This window comes from Mesorhizobium sp. B2-3-15 (genome assembly GCF_006442875.1).
Lineage (GTDB): Bacteria > Pseudomonadota > Alphaproteobacteria > Rhizobiales > Rhizobiaceae > Mesorhizobium > Mesorhizobium australicum.
Map to the genome: position 1 here is coordinate 91,813 of NZ_VFVO01000014.1, position 22,740 is coordinate 114,552.

Here is a 22,740-nt window from a genome sequence, read left to right on the forward strand (position 1 = left end):
AGATTGTCCCGTGCTGGTTTCCGAACGGGTTGAAGATCTATGAGGCCCTGCTCTCTTCGTGGCCGGTGGTCAGCCGCGAATAGGCCTCGACATAATCCCTGGCCATTCTATCGGCCGAAAACCGCCTTTCGAAGGCCGTTCTTATTCGTCGCCTGTCGAGTTGCAGGAGAGCCGGCATCGAGGCGACGGCATCTTCGATGGTTTCGACGACAAAGCCGGTGACCCCATGATCGATGATCTCGGGCATAGCGCCGCAACTCCAAGCCATGACCGGGGTTCCGCACGCCATGGCCTCGATCACCGCAAGCCCGAAGGGTTCAGGCCAGTCGATGGGAAACAGCAAGGCGGCCGCATTGCCCAGAAACCGGGCCTTCTGGTCCTCACCAATCTCGCCGACATACTCGACCCGGTCGCCATCGATCAGCGGCTGCACGACTTCCTCGAAATAGGCGCGGTCGCCATCGCCGACCTTGGCGGCGAGCTTCAGTTTCAGGCCGGTTCGGCGGGCAATCTCGATTGCCCGGTCCGGCCGCTTGTCGCGTGACATTCTGCCGAGAAAAGCAAGGTAGGTACCGTCCGAACCGGCCTCGAAATCGGCCTCATAAAGGTCAAGCGGCAGCCCGTGATGGATCGTCGCCAGCCAGTTCGCGGATGCGAACCGCGCCCGCTGGCTGCGGGATATGGAAATCATGGGGAACCGCGGGAACCGGTCATAGGCTTGCGCGAGGTCCGCGTAATCCAGCCTGCCATGCGGCGTTGTCACTGTGCGCTGCGGCATATCACGGAAAAACGGGAAATGCAGGAAATGGCTCAGATGGAAATGCACGACGTCGAAGTCGTCGGCTCGTTTGCGCACTTCGTCGAGCATCGACAAATGTGCCGCGATCTCGGACTTCAGCGGACGCGGATCGAGACGAAGCGCCCTTTCGCGGCATGGCACCAGTTTGGCGGAGCTCTTCGTGTCGCCGCTGGCAAACAACGTCACCTCGTGGCCGAGATCGATGAGAGCTTCGGTAAGATACGAGATGATACGCTCGGTACCCCCGTAAAGTCGTGGCGGCACCGATTCGTAGAGTGGTGCGACATGGGCAATCTTCATGTCCCGGCGTCCCTCAATGAGCTGGTCATAGAGCCAAAATGCATCAAGGCCCGGATCGTTCCTATATCAGCGCAAGATGCGTCGAATGATCGATCCGTCCCCTGTTTGAGTAGATCCGCCGCCCTATTTCCTTCTGGTGCTGTCGACCTTGCGCTTGCGGCAGCCGAAGGAGGCCCAGATGCAGCAACCCAGGGATATCGCAGCGCGGCGCCTGAGCATGATCATCGAGCAATATGTCGAGGCCAGAAAACGGCATTTTGGCTTTGTGTCGACTGATCAGGCTGCCCGAGTGATCCGCAGAACCCTGAAGCCCGATCCTTCGGAGCCAGCGCTTTCCGATCACGACCTCGACGACATGGTCGCCGCCCTCGCCGTGAAGAACGGCCTGGCCGTCATCTTCGACCGTGGCGTGCGGGGACCGGCCAACGGCGCCGAGGCCGACCTGAACAGAAAGGAACCGATCATGCGAGCACCGACGGAGACCCCGGATGTTGCCGGCGCGGTGGACGCTATCCTGAGCGATCGCACTGCCCAGCTTTCGATGAGCGCGGTCATCTCGTTGCTGCGCGAACGGACCGGCACCAAGCGATCCGACGCGGATCTGACAGGACTGATCGCCAAGAAAGCCGCCGTTCTGGACGTGCACCTGTCAGGAGGCGTCTGAACGGTCGTTGAGCGCCGCAAGGATACATGGGCAAACCAAAAGCGCTGACATGTCATTTGGCGATGGTGAGCGCGATGGGATTCGAACCCATGACCTACTGATTAAAAGTCAGTTGCTCTACCGGCTGAGCTACGCGCTCCCGCGGGCTCGAAAAGGCCGCCCTCGAAATTGCGCGGAACATAGGGAGAGTGCCGCGACCGGTCAACCGGAAAAGATGGGTTCCAAACCTGCTCTTTGCCCTAGACTAATTCGCCGCCTCTTGCTTGTTCCCCCGGGTTCTGGCGAGCAGTCCGGCGGTTTGGGTTTCGGTGCGGGAACGGCTGCCTACACGGCGGAACAAATCCGACGCACTGTCGTTTTTTGCCAAAGGGACGTTCGCCAAACCCTCGAGGAGAATACCAATGAATAGAATCACAACGGGCCTGCTTGCCGCCACCCTTTCGGCGACATTCGTCGCGGCGGAGGTGGTGCCGGTCAACGCCCAGCCCAACTACGTGCCACTCTCCCAGGCGGCAGCGCCGGATGTACAGACGGTGCAATACCGGGAGTGGAGGAGAAACCGCTCCTTCGACCGCAATTTCTCGCGCAATCGAAGCTTTAGCCGCAACGGTGACATGTATTGGAATGGGCATCGCGGCTATCGTGAATATCGCCGCGGCTATCGCCGTCATGGCGACTACTGGTTCCCGCTGGCCGCCTTCGCGACTGGCGCGCTGATCACCGGCGCGATTGTCAACAACGAGAACAACCGCGTCTATGAAGGCAACTCGCACGTTCAGTGGTGCTACGATCATTATCGGAGCTATCGCGCTTCCGACAACACCTTCCAGCCGAACAATGGTCCTCGTCGGGAGTGCCGCTCCCCTTACTGATCCCTGTTGAGTATCAGTAGCTGATAATGGTGAGTAAAGGCCCGTGTATAGAAGACGCGGGCCTTGTCGCGTCTATCCTAACATGGTTGGCAGTGGTCGCGTTTGTCAGCTGGCCCAGCTCAGGCTCTTGATAACCAGGTAAAGACCGCCGACTTTGCCGCGGGGAGAGCGGTACGCTCCAACAGCGTCGCAAATCCGTACCATAGCCCCGCTGAGTTCCCATCCGAGTGCTTCGAGGTCGTCGTCGGTATCGACCACGTAAGCCTGCGCCAGCTCGTCGATGCCGTTCTGTTCCCCGAAGGATCGGACCTGCTTTGCGTCCGCAAGGAGTTCGTCGGGCAGGTTGGAGTTCGCCCAGGCCCACAGCCAGTTGCCAGCCATTGTGCTCGTGGAACCCGCGATCTGGATTTCGGCGACGACCGCGACCTTTCCTTCCTGTGAAAACAGCAGCTTCCCCGCTGTCAGGTCGTAGTCATAGCGCGGCCAGTGCCCCAAGTGGAAATCCTTCTCCAGACGGGCGTTCTTCGCGGTAAGCTGTTCGAATGCCTCCGCGCACCAGTTGCGATACCATTCTGGCGTCATTTTCCCCCTCGCCAGACCCTCACCTCAAGGCGATTATGGCACGCTCAATGTCCGGCGCACAGCGTCGCGCCAGCCCGCCAATTTGACGGACCGGGTAGCGGATTCCATGTCGGGCACGAACCGCCGCTCCAGGGCCCAGGTCTTCGCGAATTCCCGCGCCTTCGGCCATACGCCGGCCTTCGAACCGGCAAGCCACGCCGCCCCCAGCGCGGTCGTCTCCAGAATTGTCGGCCGATCGACCGGCGCGTCGAGAATGTCGGCCAGGCGCTGCATGGTCCAGTCCGACGCCACCATCCCGCCATCGACCCTGAGCACTGTCTTTGCCTTGGCGCCCTTCCAATCCTTGTGCATGGCGTTGAGCAGGTCGCGGGTCTGGTAGGCGACGGATTCCAGTGCCGCGCGGGCAAACTCCGCCGGTCCGGTGTTGCGGGTCAATCCGAAAATCGCGCCCCGCGCCTCGGCATCCCAGTGCGGCGCACCGAGCCCGACAAAGGCCGGCACCAGATAGACGTTCTGCGTCGGATCGGCTTCCGCCGCGAGTTTGCCGCTCTGTTCTGCCTTGCCGATCACCTTGATGCCGTCGCGCAGCCATTGCACGGCAGCCCCAGCGATGAAGATCGAGCCTTCCAGCGCATAGGTGGTCTTGCCGTTCAGCCGATAGGCAATGGTGGTCAAGAGTCGGTTCTTCGACCGCACCAGGTCGCTGCCGGTGTTGAGCAACGCAAAACAGCCGGTGCCATAGGTGGATTTCATCATGCCCGGCTCGAAGCAGGCCTGGCCAATCGTCGCGGCATGCTGGTCGCCGGCAACGCCGAGGATTCTGATTTCGGCGCCAAACAGGTTTTTCTCTGTTATTCCATAATCATCGGCGCAATCCTTGACTTCGGGCAGCATCGCGGCGGGGATGCGCAGGATGGCCAGCAGCTCTTCGTCCCAGGCATTCTCCGCAATGTTGTAGACCAGCGTGCGCGACGCGTTGGTGGCATCCGTGGCGTGAACCTTGCCGCCGGTCAGCCGCCAGATCAAAAAGCTGTCGATGGTGCCGGCGAGCAGCTCGCCCTTCTCGGCACGCTTCCTCGCGCCCTTCACCTTGTCCAGCATCCAGGCGATCTTGGTGCCGGAGAAATAGGGGTCGAGCAGCAGGCCGGTCTTGCGGGTGAATTTCTTCTCAAGCCCCTGCTTCCTGAGCTTCTGGCATAGCGGAGCGGTGCGCCGGTCCTGCCAGACAATGGCGTTGTGAATCGGTTTGCCGGTCGCTTTGTCCCAGATGACGACCGTCTCGCGCTGGTTGGTGATGCCGATCGCAGCCACATCCGAAGCGTCGCGGCCGGCATTCTTCAGCGCGGCCCTCACCGTCTCAATGACGCTCGACCAGATCTCCTCCGGGTCGTGTTCGACCCAGCCTGAGGCCGGATAGTGCTGGGCGAATTCCTTCTGCCCGCTGCCTGCGACATTCATCGTGCCGTCGAACAGGATCGCCCGTGTCGATGTCGTTCCCTGGTCGATCGCAAGCACCAAACCGCTCATTCTGCATCCTCCGCCTTAACAAAAAGAAGGGAGACGGCAACGCGCCGCCTCCCTCAATTTCACACGGGCGCGAACGCCCGCATAGATCGTCTTACTTTTGCCAGCTCTTGACCAGTTCGTCGTAGTTGATGGTGACCGGCTTTTCCTTCTCGTTCTCGATCTTGAGCTGAGGCGCGAGATTGCCCTTCTTGACCGCGTCGGCGTTCCAGTAGGCGAGATCATGCTCTTCGGCCATCTTCGGGCCGATATCGCCCTGGACACCCGATTTCTCGATGCGGCTCATGACCTTCTCCTGCTCGCCGCAGAGCGAGTCCATCGCTTCCTGCGCCGTCTTGGCTCCGGACGACGCATCGCCGATTGCCTGCCACCAGAGCTGAGCCAGCTTCGGATAGTCAGGCACGTTGGTGCCGGTCGGGGACCACTGCACACGGGCGGGTGAGCGGTAGAACTCGATCAGGCCGCCGAGCTTCGGCGCACGTTCGGTGAAGCTCTTGTCGTGGATAGTACTCTCGCGGATGAAAGTCAGGCCGACATGGCTCTTCTTCACGTCCACGGTCTTCGAGGTGACGAATTGCGCGTAAAGCCAGGCGGCCTTGGCGCGATCGGTCGGCGTCGACTTCATCAGCGTCCAGGAACCCACGTCCTGGTAGCCGAGCTTCATGCCGTCCTTCCAGTAGACGCCGTGCGGCGACGGCGCCATGCGCCACTTCGGCGTGCCATCGTCGTTCAGCACCGCCTTGGCGCCGGCGTCGACCATCGAAGCGGTGAAGGCGGTGTACCAGAAGATCTGCTGGGCAACCGCCCCTTGCGCCGGCACCGGGCCGGATTCAGAGAAGGTCATGCCTTGCGCTTCGGCAGGCGCGTAGGCTTTCAACCAGTCGAGATACTTCTGGATCGAATAGACCGCCGCAGGACCATTGGTATCGCCGCCGCGGGCGGTGCAGGAGCCGACAGGGCGTGAATTCTCGTCGACCTTGATGCCCCACTCGTCGACCGGCAAGCCATTCGGCAGGCCCTTGTCGCCATTGCCGGCCATCGACAGCCAGGCGTCGGTGAACCGCCAGCCCAGCGACGGGTCCTTCTTGCCGTAGTCCATGTGGCCATAGACCTTCTTGCCGTCTATCTCGCGACCGGTGAAGAATTCGGCGATGTCCTCATACGCCGACCAATTGACCGGAACGCCGAGGTCGTAGCCGTATTTCGCCTTGAAGTCGGCCTTGTTCTTCTCGTCGTTGAACCAGTCGTAACGGAACCAGTAGAGGTTGGCGAACTGCTGATCGGGCAGTTGGTAGAGCTTCTTGTCGGGAGCCGTCGTGAACGAGGTGCCGATGAAGTCCTTCAGGTCCAGGTTCGGATTGGTGACGTCCTTGCCCTCACCCGCCATCCAGTCGGTCAGATTGCGCACCTGCTGGTAGCGCCAGTGGGTGCCGATCAGGTCGGAATCGTTGACCCAGCCGTCGTAGAGGTTCTGGCCGGTCTGCATCTGCGTCTGGATCTTCTCAACGACGTCGCCTTCCTGGATAACGTCATGTGTGATCTTGATGCCGGTGATGGCGGTAAAGGCCGGCGCCAGCACCTGCGATTCATACTGGTGGGTGGCGATGGTTTCAGAGACGACCTTGATGTCCATGCCGGCGAACGGCTTGGCGGCGTCGATGAACCATTGCATTTCGGCTTCCTGATCGGCGCGCGAAAGCGTCGACAGGGGGCCGATTTCCTTGTCCAGGAAGGACTTGGCTTCGTCCATTCCGGCATAGGCATTGCCTGCCCCCAGCAACAGGACAAGGGCGGTCGTTGACGTTAAAAATTGCCGTCGCATTAGTTTCCTCCACAGTTTTAAGTTTCAAGTGCGATCTGGAGCAGTCGCCGGCACGCGGCCGCTCCAACAGTTTCCCCCTCTATACGTAGCGGAACACGCCGACGGCGTAGACCACGGAGAGAGCGAGAGCCCACCAAAGGTTGGATCCGACGAGACCCAGCCAAGCGAGATGAATAAAGGCACTGCCAAGCAGCGACAGAAACAGGCGATCGCCGCGTGTCGTCTCGAAGCGCAGCATGCCGACGCGCGGATTGCCGCCTGGCGAGGCGTATTCCCAAGCGGCCATGCCGCACAGCAACAGAAAAATGGTGGCGAAGAAAGCGGCCGTCGGCCACGTCCACGCCATCCAGGAGAGGTCGAGATTCATGATCATACCCTCCCCAGGGCGAAGCCCTTGGCGATATAGTTGCGGACAAACCAGATGACCAGCGCACCAGGGATCAGCGTCAGCACGCCGGCTGCGGCAAGGAGGCCCCAGTCCATGCCGGCGGCCGATACGGTGCGCGTCATGGTGGCGGCGATCGGCTTGGCGTCGGTGGTGGTCAGTGTGCGCGCGATCAACAGTTCCACCCATGAGAACATGAAGCAGAAGAAGCAGGCGACGCCGATGCCGCTGGCGATCAGCGGCATGAATATCCTGACAAAGAAGCGCGGGAACGAATAGCCGTCGATATAGGCGGTTTCATCGATCTCCTTCGGCACGCCCGACATGAAGCCTTCGAGGATCCACACCGCCAGCGGCACGTTGAACAGGCAGTGCGCCAGCGCCACCGCAATGTGCGTGTCGATGAGGCCGAAGGCCGAATAGAGCTGGAAGAACGGCAGTGCGAACACGGCCGGCGGCGCCATGCGGTTGGTCAGCAGCCAGAAGAATAGATGCTTATCGCCGAGGAAACGATAGCGCGAGAAAGCGTAAGCCGCAGGCAGCGCCACCGACACCGAAATCAACATGTTCATGACGACATAGGTGATCGAGTTGATGTAGCCGGAATACCAAGCCCTCTGCGTGAAGATGGTGACGTAGTTGGCGATTGTCGGCGTGTGCGGGTAGAGCGTCATCGAGTTGACGATCTCGGCATTGGTCTTGAAGCTCATATTGATGAGCCAGTAAATCGGCAGCAGAAGTACGATGATGTAGAGCGTCGGCACGATCCACCACCAGCGCGATTCCTCGCCGCGCCGGCGCATGCGCCTGTCGAGATCGCTCTGCGACAGTGTACCGGCGAGACTTTCCGAGGCGGTCCCGTTCATCGCATTGCGCTCGGTTCGTTCATTGGCGCCAGCCATTTCAGCGCTCCGCGTCGTAATTGGTCATCACGGTGTAGAACACCCATGACAACAACAGGATGATGAGGAAGTAGACCAGCGACATGGCGGCCGCCGGGCCAAGGTCGAACTGGCCGAGCGCCGTCTTGACGAGGTCGATCGACAGGAAGGTCGTCGAGTTGCCCGGCCCGCCGCCGGTGACGACGAACGGTTCGGTGTAGATCATGAAACTGTCCATGAAGCGCAGCAGCACGGCGATCAAAAGCACGCGCTGCATCTTCGGCAGCTGGATGTAGCGGAATACCGCCCAGCGCGAGGCCCCGTCGATCTTTGCCGCCTGGTAGAAGGCATCGGGGATCGAGACCAGCCCGGCGTAGCAGAGCAGCACGACAAGGCTGGTCCAGTGCCAGACATCCATGACGATGATCGTCACCCAGGCATCGAACGGATCCTGCACGTAATTGTAGTCGATGCCGATCGCGTTAAGGTAATAGCCCAACAGTCCGATGTCGTTGCGTCCGAACACCTGCCAGATGGTGCCGACGACATTCCACGGGATCAGCAGTGGCAGCGACATCAGCACCAGGCAGACCGGCACGCCCCAGCCCTTCTTCGGCATGTTGAGCGCGATGAAGATGCCGAGCGGCACCTCGATCGCCAGGATGATAAAGGAAAAGATCAGGTTGCGAACCATCGCTTCCCAGAAGCGGCTGGATGAAAGCAGTTCCTCGAACCATTCGGTGCCGGCCCAGGTAAAGACATTGTTGCCGAACGTGTCCTGCACCGAATAGTTGACCACCGTCATCAGCGGGATGACGGCGGTGAAGGCCACCAGCACCAGCACCGGGAGCACGAGGAACCAGGCCTTGTTGTTCCAGGTCTTGTCCATCTATGCCCCCATCTCGACACGCCAGGAATCGGCATAGATGTTGATGCCGGCCGGATCGAACCGCACCTTCGGTTCGGCTGGCACGGTCTCGTCCTCACCGATGACGGCAGCGATGTCCCTGCCTTCCAGCTTGGCGCGAACCACCTTGTGGCGGCCGACATCCTCGACCTTGGTGATCGAGACGGCCATGCCGTCCCGGCCGAGCCGCACATATTCGGGGCGAATGCCGAGTTCGACGGCGCCGCCGGCGGCTTTGGGCGCGCCCGGCAGTTCGATACGCTGCGAGCCGAGCGTCGCCGTCTTGCCGTCGATCGCCACAGGCATGACGTTCATGCCCGGCGAACCGATGAAATAACCGACAAAGGTATGGCGCGGCCGCTCGAACAGTTCGGCCGGCGTGCCGATCTGCACGATGCCGCCATCATACATGACGACGACCTGGTCAGCGAAGGTCAGCGCCTCGGTCTGGTCGTGGGTGACATACACCATCGTGTAGCCGAAGCGGCGATGAAGCTGTTTCAATTGCGAGCGCAGCACCCACTTCATATGCGGGTCGATGACGGTCAGCGGCTCGTCGAACAGGATGGCGTTGACGTCCGAGCGCACCAGGCCGCGGCCGAGCGAGATCTTCTGCTTCTGGTCGGCGGTCAGGCCCCTGGCCTTCTTCTTCGCCCAGGACGCCAGGTCGATCATCTCCAGCGTCTCGCGCACCTTGCGGTCGACATCTGCCTCCGGTACGCCGCGATTGCGTAGCGGGAACGCCAGATTGTCATAGACCGTCATGGTGTCGTAGATGACCGGGAACTGGAACACCTGCGCGATATTGCGCTCCTGCGTCGACAGATTGGTCACGTCCCTGCCGTTGAACAGCAACTGGCCATGCGAGGGATGCAGCAGCCCCGATATGATGTTGAGCAGCGTGGTCTTGCCGCAGCCGGACGGTCCGAGCAGCGCATAGGCACCACCATCCTCGAAAGTGTGATGCACTTCGCGCAGCGCGAAATCGGCATCCTTGCGCGGGTTCGGTAGATAGGAATGCCTGACATGGTTGACGTCGATGCGCGCCATATCGTCCTCCTCAAGCCGCCAGCTTCGGCGCGGTCACGGCCCGGCCGTGCTCGTCGAAGACCATGATGTGACGTGGATCGATGAACACTTCGACCACCGCGTCTGTCTCGAAATCCCTGATGCCATGGGTCAACATCACCCAGCGCACATCGGCAAAGTCGAGATGGATGAAGCTTTCGGACCCGGTGATTTCCGTGATGGTGACCTTCGCCCGCACCGGCACCGCGGAGGCATTGGGCCGGTCGAGCGAAAGATGGTGCGGCTGGAAGCCGACCGTATAGTTCGCATCGGCGATGCCGACGAGATCAGCGGGTACCGGCAGCTTGACGCCGCCCTCCAGCAGAAAATCCGCCCCCTTCTTGGCCAGCACGATGGTGTTGAGCGGCGGATCGGCGAAGGTCCTCGCCGTCACCAGGTCGACCGGCTTGCGGAATACGTCGATGGTCGGCCCGAACTGGGTGATGCGGCCTTCCGACAGCGTTGCCGTATTGCCGCCGAGCAGCAGGGCCTCATGTGGCTCGGTGGTGGCATAGACGAAGATGGTACCGGCGGCCGCGAATATCCTCGGCAGTTCGGCTCGCAATTCCTCCCGCAATTTGTAGTCGAGATTGGCGAGCGGTTCGTCGAGCAGCACAAGGCTGGCATTCTTGACGATGGCGCGCGCCAGCGCGGTGCGCTGCTGCTGCCCGCCCGACAGACTGAGGGGCGTGCGGTCGAGATAGGGGGTCAGTTTGAGGAGTGCCGCCGCTTCGCGCACCTGGCTGTCGATCTTGCCCTGCTCGACGCCGGCCACCTTGAGGGGTGAGGCGATATTGTCATAGACGGTCATCGCCGGATAATTGATGAACTGCTGGTAGACCATGGCGATCTTGCGCTTCTGCACAGGCGTGCCAGTGACATTCCGGCCATCGAACCAGACCGAGCCGGAGGTCGGCACATCGAGGCCGGCCATCAGCCGCATCAGGCTGGTCTTGCCTGAAAGCGTGGGCCCGAGCAAAACGTTGAGCGAGCCGTGCTGAAGCGTCAGCGACACGTCGCGGATGTGCTCGACCGCACCGACCGTCTTGGTGACGTTCCTCAGTTCCAGCATGACGCCTCCTCCCAGGCTTTCCGCATCAGCTCAAAACCCCTCTTCATTCGGCGGCCGCGACGTGCTGCCGGCTTATGCCGCGCATGAATTCATCGAGTGCCGCGACCTGCTCGCGGTTAAGATGCAGGCCGCGCTTGGTCCGCCGCCACAGCACGTCTTCCGCCGTGACAGCCCATTCGTTTTCGACGAGATAGCGCACCTCGGCTTCGTGGAGATCGCCACCGAAATTGCGGCCGAGATCGGCGATCGACTTGGCCAAGCCGAGCAGCACCTGTACACGCGTTCCATAGAGCCTCGTCAGCCGGCGCGCCAAGCGCTGGTCGAGGAAAGGATAGGCGCTTTTCAGCTTCGCCACCTGCGCATCGAAACCCGTGGCCGGAAAATCGCCGCCCGGCAGCGGCGCATCTGATGTCCACGGCTTGCCGCGCTTGCCGAGAAAACCTTCGATCTTCTCCAGCATCGATTCCGACAGCCGGCGGTAGGTGGTGATCTTGCCGCCAAACGCGTTGACCAGCGGCGCGGCGCCGTCGCCGCCATCCGCCTTCAGCACATAGTCACGTGTCGCTTCCTGCGCCTTGGAGGCGCCGTCATCGTAGAGCGGACGCACGGCCGAATAGGTCCAGACGATGTCGGAACGCTTGACGGGAACCGCGAAATACTCGCTCGCCGCGGCACAGAGATAGTCGATCTCGGTGTCGCTGATCCTCACATCATGTGGGTCGCCGGGATAATCCTGGTCGGTGGTGCCGATCAGCGTGAACTCGTCCTCGTAGGGGATGGCGAAGATGATGCGGCCGTCCCTGTTCTGGAAGAAATAGGCGCGCGGGTCGTCGAACTTCTTGGCGATGACGATGTGGCTGCCCTGCACGAGGCGGACATTGTGCACGTCGTTGAGGCCGACGACGCCGGACAGCACGTGGTCGACCCAAGGACCCGCCGCATTGACCAGCAACCGTGCCTTGACCTCGTCGGTCTCGCCGGTCCGCAGGTCCTCGATCTTTATCGCCCAGATTCCGCCCTCGCGGCGCGCTCCAACCACTTTGGTGCGAGTCCGGATCGTTGCGCCCCGGTCAGCGGCGTCACGAGCATTCAGCGCCACCAGCCGCGCGTCGTTGACCCAGCCATCCGAATATTCGAAAGCCTTTTTGAACAGCGGCTTCAAAGGCTTGCCCGCCGGGTCGCTTGCCATGTCGAGCGTTCTGGTCGCCGGCAGCAACTTGCGCCCGCCGATGTGGTCGTAAAGGAAAAGGCCGAGCCGGATCAGCCAGGCCGGGCGCAGGCCCTTGGCATAGGGCAGCACGAAGCGCATCGGCCAGATGATGTGCGGAGCGTTCTTCCACAGAACCTCGCGCTCCATCAGCGCCTCGCGCACCAGGCGGAATTCATAGAATTCGAGATAGCGCAGCCCGCCATGGATCAGCTTGGTCGAACCGGACGAGGTTCCGCTGGCGAGATCGTTCATTTCGGCGAGAAAGACCGAGAACCCGCGTCCCACGGCATCGCGGGCGATGCCGCAGCCGTTGATGCCGCCACCTATGACGAAAATGTCCCGGACTGAAGATGTGTCCACCTAGCTCCTCCACGATTTCGCATTGCACCATTTTTGCTCTTTTGCGAAACCGTGGCGGAATTATTTCGAACTCATAACGAATGTCAAACGAAATATCACACGCCTGTGAGAAGACCGTGAATTGCGTCAGCCAAGCGACGTCTCGATGAGCTGAACCTCGGCCTCCTGGCAGATCTTGCGCACGGACGGGATGTCGCAGCGATCGGTGATGAAGGTGTTGACCTGCGACAGATGGCCGATACGCACAGGCGCCGTGCGTTCGAACTTGGTCTGGTCGGAAACCAGGATGACGTGCCTGGCGTTGGCGATGATCGCTTGCGCCACCTTCACCTCGCGGAAATCAAAATCGAGCAGCGCGCCATCATGATCGATAGCCGAGGCGCCGATGACAGCGTAGTCGACCTTGAACTGCCTGATGAAATCGACCGCCGCCTCGCCGACAACACCCCCGTCGGAGCCGCGCACCACGCCGCCCGCAATCACCACCTCGATCGAGGGATAGATGCGCATCCTATTGGCAACATTGATGTTATTGGTGATGACCATCAGGCCGTCGTGATCGAGTAGCGCCTTGCTGACCGCCTCTGTCGTGGTGCCGATGTTGATGAACAGCGAGGCGTTGTCGGGGATCAGCCTGGCCGCCGCGCGGCCTATCGCTTCCTTCTCGTCGGCCGCGATCTTGCGCCTGGCTTCATACTCCATGTTCTCGATACCGGACGGGAACAAGGCGCCGCCATGGACACGCGAAAGCAGCCGCTGGTCGCACAAATCGTTGAGGTCCTTGCGTATGGTCTGTGGCGTCACGTTGAAATGCGTGGCCAGGTCATCGACCAGCACGCGGCCGTTGTCCTTGGCCATCTGGATGATCTCGGCATGGCGCGGCGACAGATACATAAGGCAAGCTCCCGTTTTCGTTTTTTTTGCTTATAATAGAAAACGAAACCGATGAAAAGGTGCAAGCCGGCTAACGAAATCTGATGATTGTACGGGTGAACCTCGGTGCCACCTTCATCCAGCCTTTTCAGGCCGTGGCACGCGCAATTTCAGTAATGGCGGTGAAAGCGGCATCGACGTCTCCCGCCGTCGCGTCGAACTGGCCGACCTGGAAGCGGATCGCCACCTTTCCATCGACCTTCGTTTGCGTCAGGTAGATGCGGCCATCGTCGTTGATCGCATTGACGAGCCGCAGATTGTGCTCGTCGGCATCGGCGCCCGAGGTAGCCTTGTGCCGGAACGAAAACAGCGACAGCATCGGCTCGGTGACGATCTCGAAATCCACCTCCCTTGCCAGCCGAGCGGCAAGGCCCTCGCTCCAGGCGACATGATTGCGGATCATGGTTCGCAGGTTTTCCAGTCCATGCGCGCGCAGCAGAAACCAAAGCTTCAGCGCCCGGAAGCGCCGACCAAGCGGCACCGACCATTCGGAATAGTTGATGATGCCGTCGCGGCCATGTGTCTTAAGGAATTCGGGCTTGATGGCCAGCGTGCGAACGAGGTCCTCGGGCTGGCGAATGAACTGCATCGAGCAGTCGAATTGCGCGCCCAGCCATTTGTGGGGGTTGAAGACGATGGAATCCGCCAGCTCGGCGCCGGCCCAGAAATGCCGGTACTCCGGGCAGATCATCGCCGACCCGGCCCAGGCGGCATCGACATGCAGGTAGAGCCCATGCCGACCGGCGACCGCCGCAATTGCTGCAATATCGTCCGTGCCCCCGGTGCTGGTGCCGCCGACGCTGGCGATGATGCCGGCGGGCAACATGCCGGCCGCGCGGTCGGCGACGATTGCCGCGTCGAGTGCGGCTGCGTCCATGGCGCGAAAACGGCCGGCGACCGGAATGCGCACGAGATTGTCCTCGCCTATGCCTGACACCCAGATCGCCCGATCGATCGAAGTGTGCACCTGGTCGGAGGAATAGATGCGCAACCGGCCCTGCCCGGCCAATCCTTTTTTGTTGCCTTGCCAGTCCAGCGCCCGCTCGCGCATCGTCAACACCGCGTTGAGTGTCGCCGACGAGGCCGAATCCTGGATAACGCCGGAGAATCCTTCCGGCAGGCCGAGCGCCTGGCGCATCCAGTCGACGGTCCGCATTTCAAGCTCGGTCGCCGCCGGCGAGGTCTGCCAGAGCATGCATTGCGCGGCCATCGCCGACACCAGATATTCAGCCACCACCGAGACCGGCGCCGCGTTGGCCGGGAAATAGGCGAAGAAGCGCGGGTGCTGCCAATGCGTCATCCCCGGCACGATCTTCTCTTGGAAATCGGCGAAAATCCTGTCCATCGACTCCGCGTCTTCGGGCGGCGACGCCTCGATGCTCCTGAAAATGTCGCCCGGCTCGATCAGCGGCCGCACCGGCCGCTCACGCAAATTGTTGCGATAGTCGGCGCCCCAATCGGCGGCGCGTTGCGACCATTGCCGGAAATCATCATTGTTCATCTTGTCCTCCCGACAGGTCATTCGCTGCCGGTGGTAGCCGCCGGCTCCTCAAAATCGGATATTAGTCGCCATGTGAAATATTTGAAGCCGCCGACGGGCGCGAGATATGCGGACTAGCCAGGAAAATCCGGCAGGCTGGCGAAGGCCGTCTTCAGCGCATTCGACCATCCATCGGAGATCGTGCGATAATACTGTTCGTCCTGGCCGATCCGCTTCTTAAGGCCGACCTGAAAGGCGTCCTGCTCCAGGAAAAGCAGGTCGAGCGGCAGGCCGACCGACAGGTTCGACTTCAGCGTCGAATCGAACGACACCAGAAGCAGTTTCACCGTCTCGGCCAGGCTCATCGTCTTTTCGTAGGCGCGAATGATGATCGGCTTGCCGTACTTGGTTTCTCCGATCTGGAAGAACGGCGTGTCCTCGGTCGACTCAATGAAATTGCCTTCGGGGTAGATCATGAACAGGCGTGGCGGGCTGCCCTTGATCTGCCCGCCCAGGATGAAGGAAGCATTGAAATAGGAATCGGCCTTCTCGCCGGCGGGCGACGATTGCGCGATCACTTCCTTCACCGTGTCGCCGAGCAGCCGCACCGTCTGGTACATGGATGGCGTCTCGAGCAGCTTCTCATGGCGGTCGGTCACCGCCTTTGTGCGCTCGTCGAGCAGGCTGACCACGGCCTGTGTCGTCGCCAGGTTGCCAGCCGACATCAGCACGATGACGCGCTCGCCCGGCTGTTCCCAGACATGCATCTTCTTGAAGGTCGAGATCGAATCCATACCGGCATTGGTGCGCGTGTCCGACATGAACACGAGCCCGCGATCGATCTTGAGGCCGACGCAATAGGTCATGGAATCTCTTAAGGCGGTAATCCCTGGGGGATTACTGCTCTACCGTGACGGTGACCGCAAGCAGTTCTTCCGCCTGTCCCAGTCGAATTCCCGACACAGGCGAAGCGTCACGGTAGTCGCGGCCGGTGGCCACCTTCACATAGCGTTCGTCGGGAGAAATACCGTTGGCGGGATCGAAGGCAACCCAGCCGAGGCCCGCGACATGCGCTTCTGCCCAGGCGTGGCTTGCTGCCTGCTCCACTGCATCCATCATCAGATAGCCGCTGACATAACGGGCCGGAAATCCCATGGCGCGCGCCGCGGCGGCAAAGATGTGGCTATGGTCCTGGCAGACTCCGGTTTTCAGTACCAAAGCTTCCTCGGCCGAGGTCGTCGCATTGGTTGTCCCCGGCGTGTAGGCGACGCGCTCACCAATGGCGGCCATCAGCCGGTGCAGCCTGTCAAGGTCGGTGCCCTTGCCGACCGCCTCGGTAAGATCACGGATGCCGCCGCCTATCATGGTCAAAGCGGTCTCCTGCGCGAACAACCAGAGTGGCGCGAAGCCTTGATGAGGCCCGCAAACACCCGATGTATCGCGCGTCACCACCTCGCCCAGCGCTTCGACTGTAATGAAGTCGTGGTCACCCTCGACGCTCAACAGCCTGTTGTCGTTGCCGTAATGGTCGGTAAATCGCACTTCCTCGCGCGCACCCTCGACCTTCAGCGCCCAGGACAGCACGGTCTGAGTCGGCCCGCTCACGGGAAGCAGCCGCAGCCTCTGGAGCAAATACTGCACCGGTGCGTCGTAGCGGTATTCGGTCCGGTGCGTGATTTTCAGCCGCATGGCCATCTTCCGTTCGCGTGCATGATCTCTAGCGAAAACCGATATCCACTTCCCGGCATCATGCTCAATAAAACCTGTAGTCCTGCGCGATCTCGTCGCCGAGCCTGGTGTTGTCGCGAATGAACCCGGCCAGGAACTCGTGCAGCCCGGCGTCGAATATGTCCTTGATCGATCCTGCTTGCAGCATTGCCTGCGTGTTTTGCGCCGTCGCATGGCAGGCATGGCGCTCGCCATAGTCGTCGCCCAGGAACTTCAGATGCTCTGCCAGGAAGCGATAGCAGAAGGTCAGCGATCGCGGCATGCGGACGTTGAGAATCAGGTAGTCGGCGATGTTGGTCGGCTTATAGTCGGCATCATAAACCCAGCGATACGAGCGATGCGCCGACACCGAGCGCAGGATCGATTCCCACTGATAGTTGTCGAGCGTCGAGCCGACCCAGGAGATCGACGGCAACAGCACGTAGTATTTCACGTCGAGGATGCGCGCGGTGTTGTCGGCGCGCTCGACATAGGTGCCGAGCTGCGAGAAATCGAAGATCTCGTTGCGCAGCATGGTGCCGTAAAACGAGCCGCGGATCAGCGCGGTCTCGCGCTTGATCGCGTCGAGCACGTTGGGCAGGTCGCGCTCGTCGATCGGCCTCGCCAGCATCCGTTTCAGCGCCATCCAGGCTTCGTTGATGCTCTCCCATGTCTCGCGCGTCAGCGCGGTGCGCACCATGCGCGCATTGTTGCGGGCGGTCTCGATCGACGACATCGTGCTCGATGGGTTCGACGTGTCGCGCAAGAGGAAATCAGAGACATTGGCCGCGGTATAGTCCGGGTATTTCTGCTTGAAGGTGATGTCTGAGCCGGCGCTGAGCAGCACCGAATTCCACTCCTCCGACGCGCTCTGGGTGCGAGTGAGCGCCATGCGCAGCCCGGCGTCGACCAGCCGCGCCATGTTTTCCGCCCGCTCGATATAGCGGTTCATCCAGTAGAGCCCGTTGGCGGTGCGGCCGAGAAGCATGGGAAGGCCCTTCGGGCTAGTGAGTAGGGATTAGTGAATAGTCAGTAGTAAATAGTTGAATCCATATGAGATATGACATGCGCTTTCCCTCTGTAGCTGACTACTCACTACTCACTACTCACTAATCGCTAATCCCTACCGGCTCAGCTCAATCATCCAGCACCCAGGTATCTTTCGTCCCGCCGCCCTGGGAGGAGTTCACCACCAGTGAGCCTTCCTTCAGCGCCACCCGCGTCAGCCCGCCGGGCACGATCTGGATGCGATCCGAGACCAGGACGTAGGGCCTGAGATCGACGTGGCGCGGCGCCAGCCCCTTTTCCGTCAGGATCGGACAGGTCGAGAGCGCGAGCGTCGGCTGGGCGATGTAATTAGACGGTTTGGCCTGCAGCTTCTTGGCGAAATCCTGACATTCCTTCTTGGTCGCCGCTGGGCCGACCAGCATGCCGTAGCCGCCGGAACCATGCACTTCCTTGATCACCAGTTCGTGGATGTGCTCGAGCACATATTTCAGGCTGTCCGGCTCCGAACAGCGCCAGGTCGGGATGTTGCCGAGGATCGCCTTGCGGCCGGTGTAGAATTCGACGATCTCCGGCATATAGGAATAGATCGCCTTGTCGTCGGCGATACCCGTGCCAGGCGCATTGGCGATGGTGATATTGCCGGCGCGATAGACATCCATGATGCCGGGTATGCCAAGCGCTGAATCCGGCCTGAAGGTCAGCGGATCGAGGAAGGAATCATCGACGCGGCGGTAAAGCACGTCGATCTGCTTGTAGCCTTCGGTGGTGCGCATCGCGACATGGCCGTCGACGACTCGCAGGTCCTGGCCCTCCACAAGCTGCACACCCATCTGGTCGGCAAGGAAAGCGTGTTCGAAATAGGCGGAATTGAAACTGCCCGGCGTCAGCACCGCGATGGTCGGGGCACCCTCGGTGTTCTGCGGCCGCACGGCCGCCAGCGACTGGCGCAGCAGCTGCGGGTAGTTCTCCACTGGCCGCACCTTGATCTTCTGGAACAACTCGGGGAACAGCTGCATCATCGTTTCGCGGTTCTCCAGCATGTAGGAGACACCGGACGGCGTGCGCGCATTGTCTTCCAGAACGTAGAACTCGTCCTCGCTGATGCGAACGATGTCGACGCCGATAATGTGGGTATAGACGCCGGCCGGCGGCCGCACGCCGATCATCTCCGGCAGGAAGGCTTCGTTCCTGGCGATCAGATCCCTTGGGACGCGGCCGGCGCGCAGGATTTCTTGGCGATGGTAGATGTCGTCGAGGAAGGCGTTCAGCGCCTGGACGCGCTGCTCGATGCCCTGCGTCAGGCGCCGCCACTCATTGCCTGAAATGATGCGAGGGACGATGTCGAACGGGATCAGCCGTTCGGAGGCTTCCTGTTCGCCGTAGACGGCGAAGGTAATGCCAGTCTTGCGAAAGACGCGTTCGGCGTCCTGCATCTTCTCGGTAAGCCTGGCTGGATCCTGCTCCTTCAGCCAGCGATCGTAAGCCGAATACGGTCTTCTCAATCCGGAGACTTCCGGAAGCATTTCATCGAACGCTGCCAATCGCATACTCCCCTGTGAAGCCATTTCACTGGCGTCGTGGGAGAAAATCAAGCGCAATCGGTGATTTGGGGGAAGCGGACGATCAGTATGTTGCGGCTGCCTAAAATTAAGGCAGCCCAAATACGAGCTTGATCAGCCTTTGCCTCGTGCCCGGGCAACCGCCTCGCACTGCTAGAAGGCGCGGAAGGTGACGACGGTGAACGTGTCCTTGATGCCGGGGAGAATCTGCACCTTCTCGTTGACGAAATGGCCGACGTCTTCTTCGTCGTCGACATAGAATTTGGCGAGCAGATCGTAGTTGCCGGCGGTGGAGTAGATTTCCGAGGCGATCTCGGCGTCGGCAAGCGCGCTGGCAACCTCATAGGATTTGCCCAGCTCGCATTTGATCTGCACGAAAAACGCCTTCATGGCTTCGTCCCGCTAAACTTCCAGGTCCAAGCGGCCCTTCTGGCAGACTGGAGGCAGCCTTTCAAGCACTGGAATGCGCGCTTAGCCGGCGCGGGGTCCCGGCCACCGCCTCGCGCGGCCCCGCAACCGGCATGCCGTGCTTGCAGAGCCTGCCGCCGATCACCAGCGCGGGCATGCCCTGCAATATCGTTCGTGCATGGCTTCTGCACCGAGGCGCGACGAATATTGGCGGCCGCTGAAACCGTGAGGCGCCCTGGCACGTATGTTAGGATGTCTCCTGGAACTTCTGGAGGCGGTTCGAGGACGGTGGAGACAAGCCATGCGCCGCGGCTTTTTCGCATTCGCGTTCGTTTCGCTCATGCTGGCTTTCCAGGCGTCTGCCGGAGATGCCGAGATCAAGGCTGGTCAGGCCGTCATCGACAGTCAGTTGAAGGCCCTCATCGCCGATGACGGCGCCAAGGCGTACAGCTTTGCCGCCCCAAACGTGAAGCAGATATTCCCGACCGTCGATGCCTTCATGAATATGGTGACCAATGGCTACCCGCCTGTGCGCAAACCCCAGTCCTACGCTTTCGGCAAGGTCGAGCAGACTGGTCCCGGTTCTATCGTCCAGCAGGTACTGATCGTCGGCCCGGACGGCAAGGATTATGAGGCGGTCTACACGCTGCAGCAGCAGCCTGACGGCACATTCCAGATCACCGGCTGCAGCCTGCGGGCGTCGAACTCGCTCAGCACCTGAACGGGCTTACGGCGCCGGGATATCGCCCCTCGTCCAGCCCTCGGAAATCTCGGCCCCACGCGTCTTGAAGGTGCCGGTTTCGATCGCGGCGCGGATGTCCTGCATCAGCTTCTGGTAGTAGGACAGGTTGTTCCAGGTCAGCAGCATCGCGCCGAGCGCCTCCTGCGAGCGCACCAGATGGTGCAGATAGGCACGCGAATAATCCCTGGCTGCCGGGCAGTCGCTCTCTTCATCGAGCGGGCGCGGATCGTCGGCATGGCGGGCGTTGCGCAGGTTGACCTTGCCGCGCCTGGTATAGGCCAGGCCGTGCCGGCCGGCCCGCGTCGGCATTACGCAATCGAACATGTCGATGCCGCGCGCAACCGATTTGAGGATATCGTCCGGGGTTCCCACGCCCATCAGATAGCGTGGCTTGTCGTCTGGCAGTTCGGGACAGGTGATGTCGAGCATGTCGAGCATCACCGCCTGCGGCTCGCCGACGGCCAAGCCGCCGACAGCATAGCCCTTGAGCTCCATCGCGCTCAGCGCCTGTGCCGAGCGAACCCTGAGCGCCGCGTTGTCACCACCCTGCACGATGCCGAACATCGCTTTGCCCGGCTGGTCGCCGAACGCCGTCTTGCAGCGCTCCGCCCAGCGCAGCGACAGTTCCATGGCGCGCTCGATCTCCTTGACCTCGGCCGGCAGCGCGGTGCATTCGTCGAGTTGCATCTGGATATCGGAATCGAGCAGACCTTGAATTTCGATCGAGCGTTCCGGCGACATCTCATAAGCCGCGCCATCGATGTGAGAGCGGAAGGTGACGCCCTTTTCCGTCAGCTTCCTCAGCTTCGACAGCGACATCACCTGAAAACCGCCGCTGTCGGTCAGGATCGGGTGCGGCCAGCGGGCGAATTCGTGCAGACCGCCGAGCCGCGCCACGCGCTCGGCCCCGGGCCGCAACATCAGGTGATAGGTGTTGCCCAGGATGATGTCGGCACCAACGCCGCGCACCTGGTCCATGTACATGGCTTTGACCGTGCCACCGGTGCCGACCGGCATGAAGGCCGGCGTGCGGATTTCGCCGCGCGGCATCTCGATCAGGCCGCGCCGCGCCTTGCCATCGGTCGCCAACACCCTGAAGGTGAAATTCTCAGCCATTGAATTCCTTGTCGAATACCGGCGCATCCGGCGCCTGCTCGTCGAGCGACTGACGGTACTGGATGCAGCCGCGCATGAATTTTGGCCAGGGCGGCACCGCGATTGACGGCTCGGTCTTTTCCGGCAGCAGGTCCCACAGATCGGGGTGATGCCAGCAGAGGTCATGACCTGATGTATCGCGGTGCGCGCGAATGCCGGCGCGCAGCCTTTTCACTTCCGCGATCAGCTTGTCGCGGTCGAAGGTCTGCAGATCATCGTCCATCGTTCTCCTCCCTGAACAAAAGACTGGCGTCTCCATAGGAATAGAACCTGTAACCGCTCTCGATGGCATGCGCATAGGCGGCACGCATCGTGTCGAGGCCACTGAAAGCCGAGACCAGCATGAACAGCGTCGAGCGCGGCAGATGGAAGTTGGTCATCAGCATGTCGGCCGTGCGAAAGCGGTAGCCGGGCGTGATGAAGATGTCGGTCGGTCCGGACCACGGCGCCAGCGTGCCGTCTTCACGCGCCGCACTCTCGAGCAGGCGCAGCGAGGTCGTACCGACGGCAATGACGCGCCCGCCCCTCGCCTTCGCCGCATTGAGCGCATCGGCGGTCGCCTGGCTGACCGAGCCGATCTCGGCATGCATCTTATGGTCCGCGGTATCGTCCGCCTTGACCGGCAGGAACGTACCGGCGCCCACATGCAAGGTGACGAAGCGGCGTTCGACCCCTTTGGCGTCCAGCGCCGCGAAAAGCGCCGGCGTGAAGTGCAGGCCCGCGGTGGGCGCCGCTACCGCGCCTTCTTCCCGGGCATAGATGGTCTGGTAGTCGGCACGATCGCGCTCGTCGTCATCGCGCTTCGAGGCGATGTAGGGCGGTAGTGGAATGTGGCCGACCGCGTGCAGCGCTTCGTCGAGGAAAGGACCGGATAGATCAAAGCCGAGCAGCGCTTCGCCGCCCTCGCCTTTTTCGATCACGGTGGCGTCGAGCTGGCCGAGGAAACAGGAATTGCCGTCATGGCCGAAATGGATGCGGTCGCCGGCGGCAATGCGCTTGCCCGGCCGCATGAAGGCCAGCCAGCGGTCCGGCGCCATGCGCATGTGCAGCGTGGCCTCGACTTGCGACTGTGCTTCGCCGCGCCGCCTGATGCCTTTCAACTGCGCCGGAATGACCTTGGTGTCGTTGAAAACCAGCACGTCGCCGGCGCGGAGCAAGGATGGCAGGTCGCCAACCGTCCTGTCCTCCAGCCCCTTGCCTGGCTTGACCACCAGCATTTTGGCGCTGTCGCGCGGTTCTGCCGGGCGAAGCGCGATGCGCTCCTCCGGCAGGTCGAAGTCAAAGAGGTCGACGCGCATCGGG

The 22,740-nt window shown here is 61.5% G+C and carries 23 protein-coding genes and 1 tRNA gene; 3 read left to right on the forward strand and 21 right to left on the reverse strand.

From position 1 onward, the window contains the following. Positions 1 to 37: 37 nt before the first annotated feature. Positions 38 to 1,099 (reverse strand): glycosyltransferase family 4 protein, encoded by a 1,062-nt coding sequence (locus tag FJ954_RS25520; protein WP_140664182.1) that lies wholly within the window; start codon positions 1,097 to 1,099, stop codon positions 38 to 40. A gap of 178 nt (positions 1,100 to 1,277) precedes the next feature. Here FJ954_RS25520 and FJ954_RS31735 point away from each other — a divergent pair, with 178 nt between their 5' ends. Beyond that, the gene (locus tag FJ954_RS31735; protein WP_181166521.1) at positions 1,278 to 1,763 is read left to right on the forward strand and encodes a hypothetical protein; all 486 of its coding nucleotides are present in this window, start codon (positions 1,278 to 1,280) and stop codon (positions 1,761 to 1,763) included. A gap of 63 nt (positions 1,764 to 1,826) precedes the next feature. Here the strand turns inward: FJ954_RS31735 and FJ954_RS25535 are convergent. Next, positions 1,827 to 1,902 (reverse strand) — tRNA-Lys (locus FJ954_RS25535). Between the two features lie 262 nt (positions 1,903 to 2,164). Here FJ954_RS25535 and FJ954_RS25540 point away from each other — a divergent pair. Continuing rightward, positions 2,165 to 2,635: a BA14K family protein gene (locus FJ954_RS25540; RefSeq protein WP_140664185.1), complete on the forward strand. Its 471-nt coding sequence runs from the start codon at positions 2,165 to 2,167 to the stop codon at positions 2,633 to 2,635. A 105-nt stretch (positions 2,636 to 2,740) separates the two neighbouring features. On the opposite strand, the gene FJ954_RS25545 is transcribed toward FJ954_RS25540, so the two are convergent. The 16 genes from FJ954_RS25545 to FJ954_RS25620 all read right to left on the reverse strand — a co-directional run bounded on the left by FJ954_RS25545 (position 2,741) and on the right by FJ954_RS25620 (position 19,523). After that, on the reverse strand, positions 2,741 to 3,217 hold the full coding sequence (locus FJ954_RS25545; protein ID WP_140664188.1) for a DUF6882 domain-containing protein: 477 nt from the start codon (positions 3,215 to 3,217) through the stop codon (positions 2,741 to 2,743). 33 nt (positions 3,218 to 3,250) lie between these two features. Continuing rightward, positions 3,251 to 4,744: a glycerol kinase GlpK gene (glpK, locus tag FJ954_RS25550; protein WP_140664191.1), complete on the reverse strand. Its 1,494-nt coding sequence runs from the start codon at positions 4,742 to 4,744 to the stop codon at positions 3,251 to 3,253. Between the two features lie 91 nt (positions 4,745 to 4,835). Next, entirely contained in the window at positions 4,836 to 6,563 is a 1,728-nt protein-coding gene (locus FJ954_RS25555) for an ABC transporter substrate-binding protein (RefSeq protein ID WP_015317738.1), read from the reverse strand. A gap of 79 nt (positions 6,564 to 6,642) precedes the next feature. Then, positions 6,643 to 6,930 carry a DUF2160 domain-containing protein gene (locus tag FJ954_RS25560; RefSeq protein WP_140664195.1) on the reverse strand — a complete coding sequence of 96 codons (288 nt, stop codon included), beginning with the start codon at positions 6,928 to 6,930 and terminating at the stop codon, positions 6,643 to 6,645. 2 nt (positions 6,931 to 6,932) lie between these two features. After that, entirely contained in the window at positions 6,933 to 7,850 is a 918-nt protein-coding gene (locus FJ954_RS25565; protein ID WP_140664199.1) for a carbohydrate ABC transporter permease, read from the reverse strand. Between the two features lies 1 nt (position 7,851). Then, on the reverse strand, positions 7,852 to 8,718 hold the full coding sequence (locus FJ954_RS25570) for a sugar ABC transporter permease (RefSeq protein ID WP_027044598.1): 867 nt from the start codon (positions 8,716 to 8,718) through the stop codon (positions 7,852 to 7,854). Further along, positions 8,719 to 9,786, reverse strand: a complete 1,068-nt coding sequence (locus tag FJ954_RS25575) for an ABC transporter ATP-binding protein (RefSeq protein ID WP_015317734.1) — start codon at positions 9,784 to 9,786, stop codon at positions 8,719 to 8,721. Between the two features lie 10 nt (positions 9,787 to 9,796). Next, a complete protein-coding gene (locus tag FJ954_RS25580; protein WP_140664202.1) occupies positions 9,797 to 10,876 on the reverse strand; it encodes an ABC transporter ATP-binding protein in 1,080 nt (359 codons plus the stop codon). A 43-nt stretch (positions 10,877 to 10,919) separates the two neighbouring features. After that, on the reverse strand, positions 10,920 to 12,446 hold the full coding sequence (gene glpD / locus FJ954_RS25585; protein WP_140616337.1) for a glycerol-3-phosphate dehydrogenase: 1,527 nt from the start codon (positions 12,444 to 12,446) through the stop codon (positions 10,920 to 10,922). 126 nt (positions 12,447 to 12,572) lie between these two features. Beyond that, positions 12,573 to 13,340: a DeoR/GlpR family DNA-binding transcription regulator gene (locus FJ954_RS25590; RefSeq protein WP_015317731.1), complete on the reverse strand. Its 768-nt coding sequence runs from the start codon at positions 13,338 to 13,340 to the stop codon at positions 12,573 to 12,575. Positions 13,341 to 13,467: 127 nt separating this feature from the next. Then, positions 13,468 to 14,880: a pyridoxal-dependent decarboxylase gene (locus tag FJ954_RS25595; protein ID WP_140664205.1), complete on the reverse strand. Its 1,413-nt coding sequence runs from the start codon at positions 14,878 to 14,880 to the stop codon at positions 13,468 to 13,470. A 113-nt stretch (positions 14,881 to 14,993) separates the two neighbouring features. Beyond that, complete coding sequence (locus tag FJ954_RS25600) at positions 14,994 to 15,725, reverse strand: peptidase (protein ID WP_140664207.1); 732 nt, start codon at positions 15,723 to 15,725, stop codon at positions 14,994 to 14,996. A gap of 31 nt (positions 15,726 to 15,756) precedes the next feature. Further along, complete coding sequence (locus FJ954_RS25605) at positions 15,757 to 16,548, reverse strand: transglutaminase family protein (protein WP_140664319.1); 792 nt, start codon at positions 16,546 to 16,548, stop codon at positions 15,757 to 15,759. A gap of 64 nt (positions 16,549 to 16,612) precedes the next feature. After that, positions 16,613 to 17,554 (reverse strand): alpha-E domain-containing protein, encoded by a 942-nt coding sequence (locus tag FJ954_RS25610; protein WP_140616333.1) that lies wholly within the window; start codon positions 17,552 to 17,554, stop codon positions 16,613 to 16,615. A 148-nt stretch (positions 17,555 to 17,702) separates the two neighbouring features. Continuing rightward, complete coding sequence (locus FJ954_RS25615) at positions 17,703 to 19,115, reverse strand: circularly permuted type 2 ATP-grasp protein (protein ID WP_181171261.1); 1,413 nt, start codon at positions 19,113 to 19,115, stop codon at positions 17,703 to 17,705. Positions 19,116 to 19,286: 171 nt separating this feature from the next. Then, positions 19,287 to 19,523: an Lrp/AsnC family transcriptional regulator gene (locus FJ954_RS25620; RefSeq protein ID WP_010909609.1), complete on the reverse strand. Its 237-nt coding sequence runs from the start codon at positions 19,521 to 19,523 to the stop codon at positions 19,287 to 19,289. A gap of 319 nt (positions 19,524 to 19,842) precedes the next feature. Between FJ954_RS25620 and FJ954_RS25625 the strand changes: the two genes are divergently transcribed. Then, the gene (locus tag FJ954_RS25625; protein ID WP_015317725.1) at positions 19,843 to 20,262 is read left to right on the forward strand and encodes a DUF4864 domain-containing protein; all 420 of its coding nucleotides are present in this window, start codon (positions 19,843 to 19,845) and stop codon (positions 20,260 to 20,262) included. Between the two features lie 6 nt (positions 20,263 to 20,268). Here FJ954_RS25625 and tgt read toward each other — a convergent pair whose 3' ends face one another. Genes tgt through queA form a run of 3 tightly spaced genes read right to left on the reverse strand, consistent with a single transcriptional unit; the run spans position 20,269 to position 22,736 of the window. Beyond that, positions 20,269 to 21,399 carry a tRNA guanosine(34) transglycosylase Tgt gene (gene tgt, locus FJ954_RS25630; protein ID WP_015317724.1) on the reverse strand — a complete coding sequence of 377 codons (1,131 nt, stop codon included), beginning with the start codon at positions 21,397 to 21,399 and terminating at the stop codon, positions 20,269 to 20,271. Then, on the reverse strand, positions 21,392 to 21,661 hold the full coding sequence (locus FJ954_RS25635; RefSeq protein WP_015317723.1) for a hypothetical protein: 270 nt from the start codon (positions 21,659 to 21,661) through the stop codon (positions 21,392 to 21,394). The genes tgt and FJ954_RS25635 overlap by 8 nt, the downstream gene beginning before the upstream one ends. Beyond that, positions 21,651 to 22,736 (reverse strand): tRNA preQ1(34) S-adenosylmethionine ribosyltransferase-isomerase QueA, encoded by a 1,086-nt coding sequence (queA, locus tag FJ954_RS25640; protein ID WP_015317722.1) that lies wholly within the window; start codon positions 22,734 to 22,736, stop codon positions 21,651 to 21,653. The genes FJ954_RS25635 and queA overlap by 11 nt, the downstream gene beginning before the upstream one ends. Positions 22,737 to 22,740: the final 4 nt, after the last annotated feature.

Bases quoted from the DNA above. Each gene is read 5' to 3' on its own strand.
- FJ954_RS25635 (WP_015317723.1), bottom strand. From the start codon at position 21,661: ATGGACGATGATCTGCAGACCTTCGACCGCGACAAGCTGATCGCGGAA.
- tgt (WP_015317724.1), bottom strand. From the start codon at position 21,399: ATGGCTGAGAATTTCACCTTCAGGGTGTTGGCGACCGATGGCAAGGCG.
- FJ954_RS25605 (WP_140664319.1), bottom strand. From the start codon at position 16,548: ATGCGGCTGAAAATCACGCACCGGACCGAATACCGCTACGACGCACCG.
- FJ954_RS31735 (WP_181166521.1), top strand. From the start codon at position 1,278: ATGCAGCAACCCAGGGATATCGCAGCGCGGCGCCTGAGCATGATCATC.
- FJ954_RS25565 (WP_140664199.1), bottom strand. From the start codon at position 7,850: ATGGCTGGCGCCAATGAACGAACCGAGCGCAATGCGATGAACGGGACC.
- FJ954_RS25570 (WP_027044598.1), bottom strand. From the start codon at position 8,718: ATGGACAAGACCTGGAACAACAAGGCCTGGTTCCTCGTGCTCCCGGTG.
- FJ954_RS25600 (WP_140664207.1), bottom strand. From the start codon at position 15,725: ATGACCTATTGCGTCGGCCTCAAGATCGATCGCGGGCTCGTGTTCATG.
- FJ954_RS25590 (WP_015317731.1), bottom strand. From the start codon at position 13,340: ATGTATCTGTCGCCGCGCCATGCCGAGATCATCCAGATGGCCAAGGAC.
- queA (WP_015317722.1), bottom strand. From the start codon at position 22,736: ATGCGCGTCGACCTCTTTGACTTCGACCTGCCGGAGGAGCGCATCGCG.
- FJ954_RS25575 (WP_015317734.1), bottom strand. From the start codon at position 9,786: ATGGCGCGCATCGACGTCAACCATGTCAGGCATTCCTATCTACCGAAC.
- FJ954_RS25520 (WP_140664182.1), bottom strand. From the start codon at position 1,099: ATGAAGATTGCCCATGTCGCACCACTCTACGAATCGGTGCCGCCACGA.
- glpK (WP_140664191.1), bottom strand. From the start codon at position 4,744: ATGAGCGGTTTGGTGCTTGCGATCGACCAGGGAACGACATCGACACGG.
- FJ954_RS25620 (WP_010909609.1), bottom strand. From the start codon at position 19,523: ATGAAGGCGTTTTTCGTGCAGATCAAATGCGAGCTGGGCAAATCCTAT.
- FJ954_RS25545 (WP_140664188.1), bottom strand. From the start codon at position 3,217: ATGACGCCAGAATGGTATCGCAACTGGTGCGCGGAGGCATTCGAACAG.
- FJ954_RS25540 (WP_140664185.1), top strand. From the start codon at position 2,165: ATGAATAGAATCACAACGGGCCTGCTTGCCGCCACCCTTTCGGCGACA.
- FJ954_RS25610 (WP_140616333.1), bottom strand. From the start codon at position 17,554: ATGCTTCTCGGCCGCACCGCCAACGGGCTCTACTGGATGAACCGCTAT.
- FJ954_RS25580 (WP_140664202.1), bottom strand. From the start codon at position 10,876: ATGCTGGAACTGAGGAACGTCACCAAGACGGTCGGTGCGGTCGAGCAC.
- FJ954_RS25625 (WP_015317725.1), top strand. From the start codon at position 19,843: ATGCGCCGCGGCTTTTTCGCATTCGCGTTCGTTTCGCTCATGCTGGCT.
- FJ954_RS25560 (WP_140664195.1), bottom strand. From the start codon at position 6,930: ATGAATCTCGACCTCTCCTGGATGGCGTGGACGTGGCCGACGGCCGCT.
- FJ954_RS25595 (WP_140664205.1), bottom strand. From the start codon at position 14,880: ATGAACAATGATGATTTCCGGCAATGGTCGCAACGCGCCGCCGATTGG.
- FJ954_RS25555 (WP_015317738.1), bottom strand. From the start codon at position 6,563: ATGCGACGGCAATTTTTAACGTCAACGACCGCCCTTGTCCTGTTGCTG.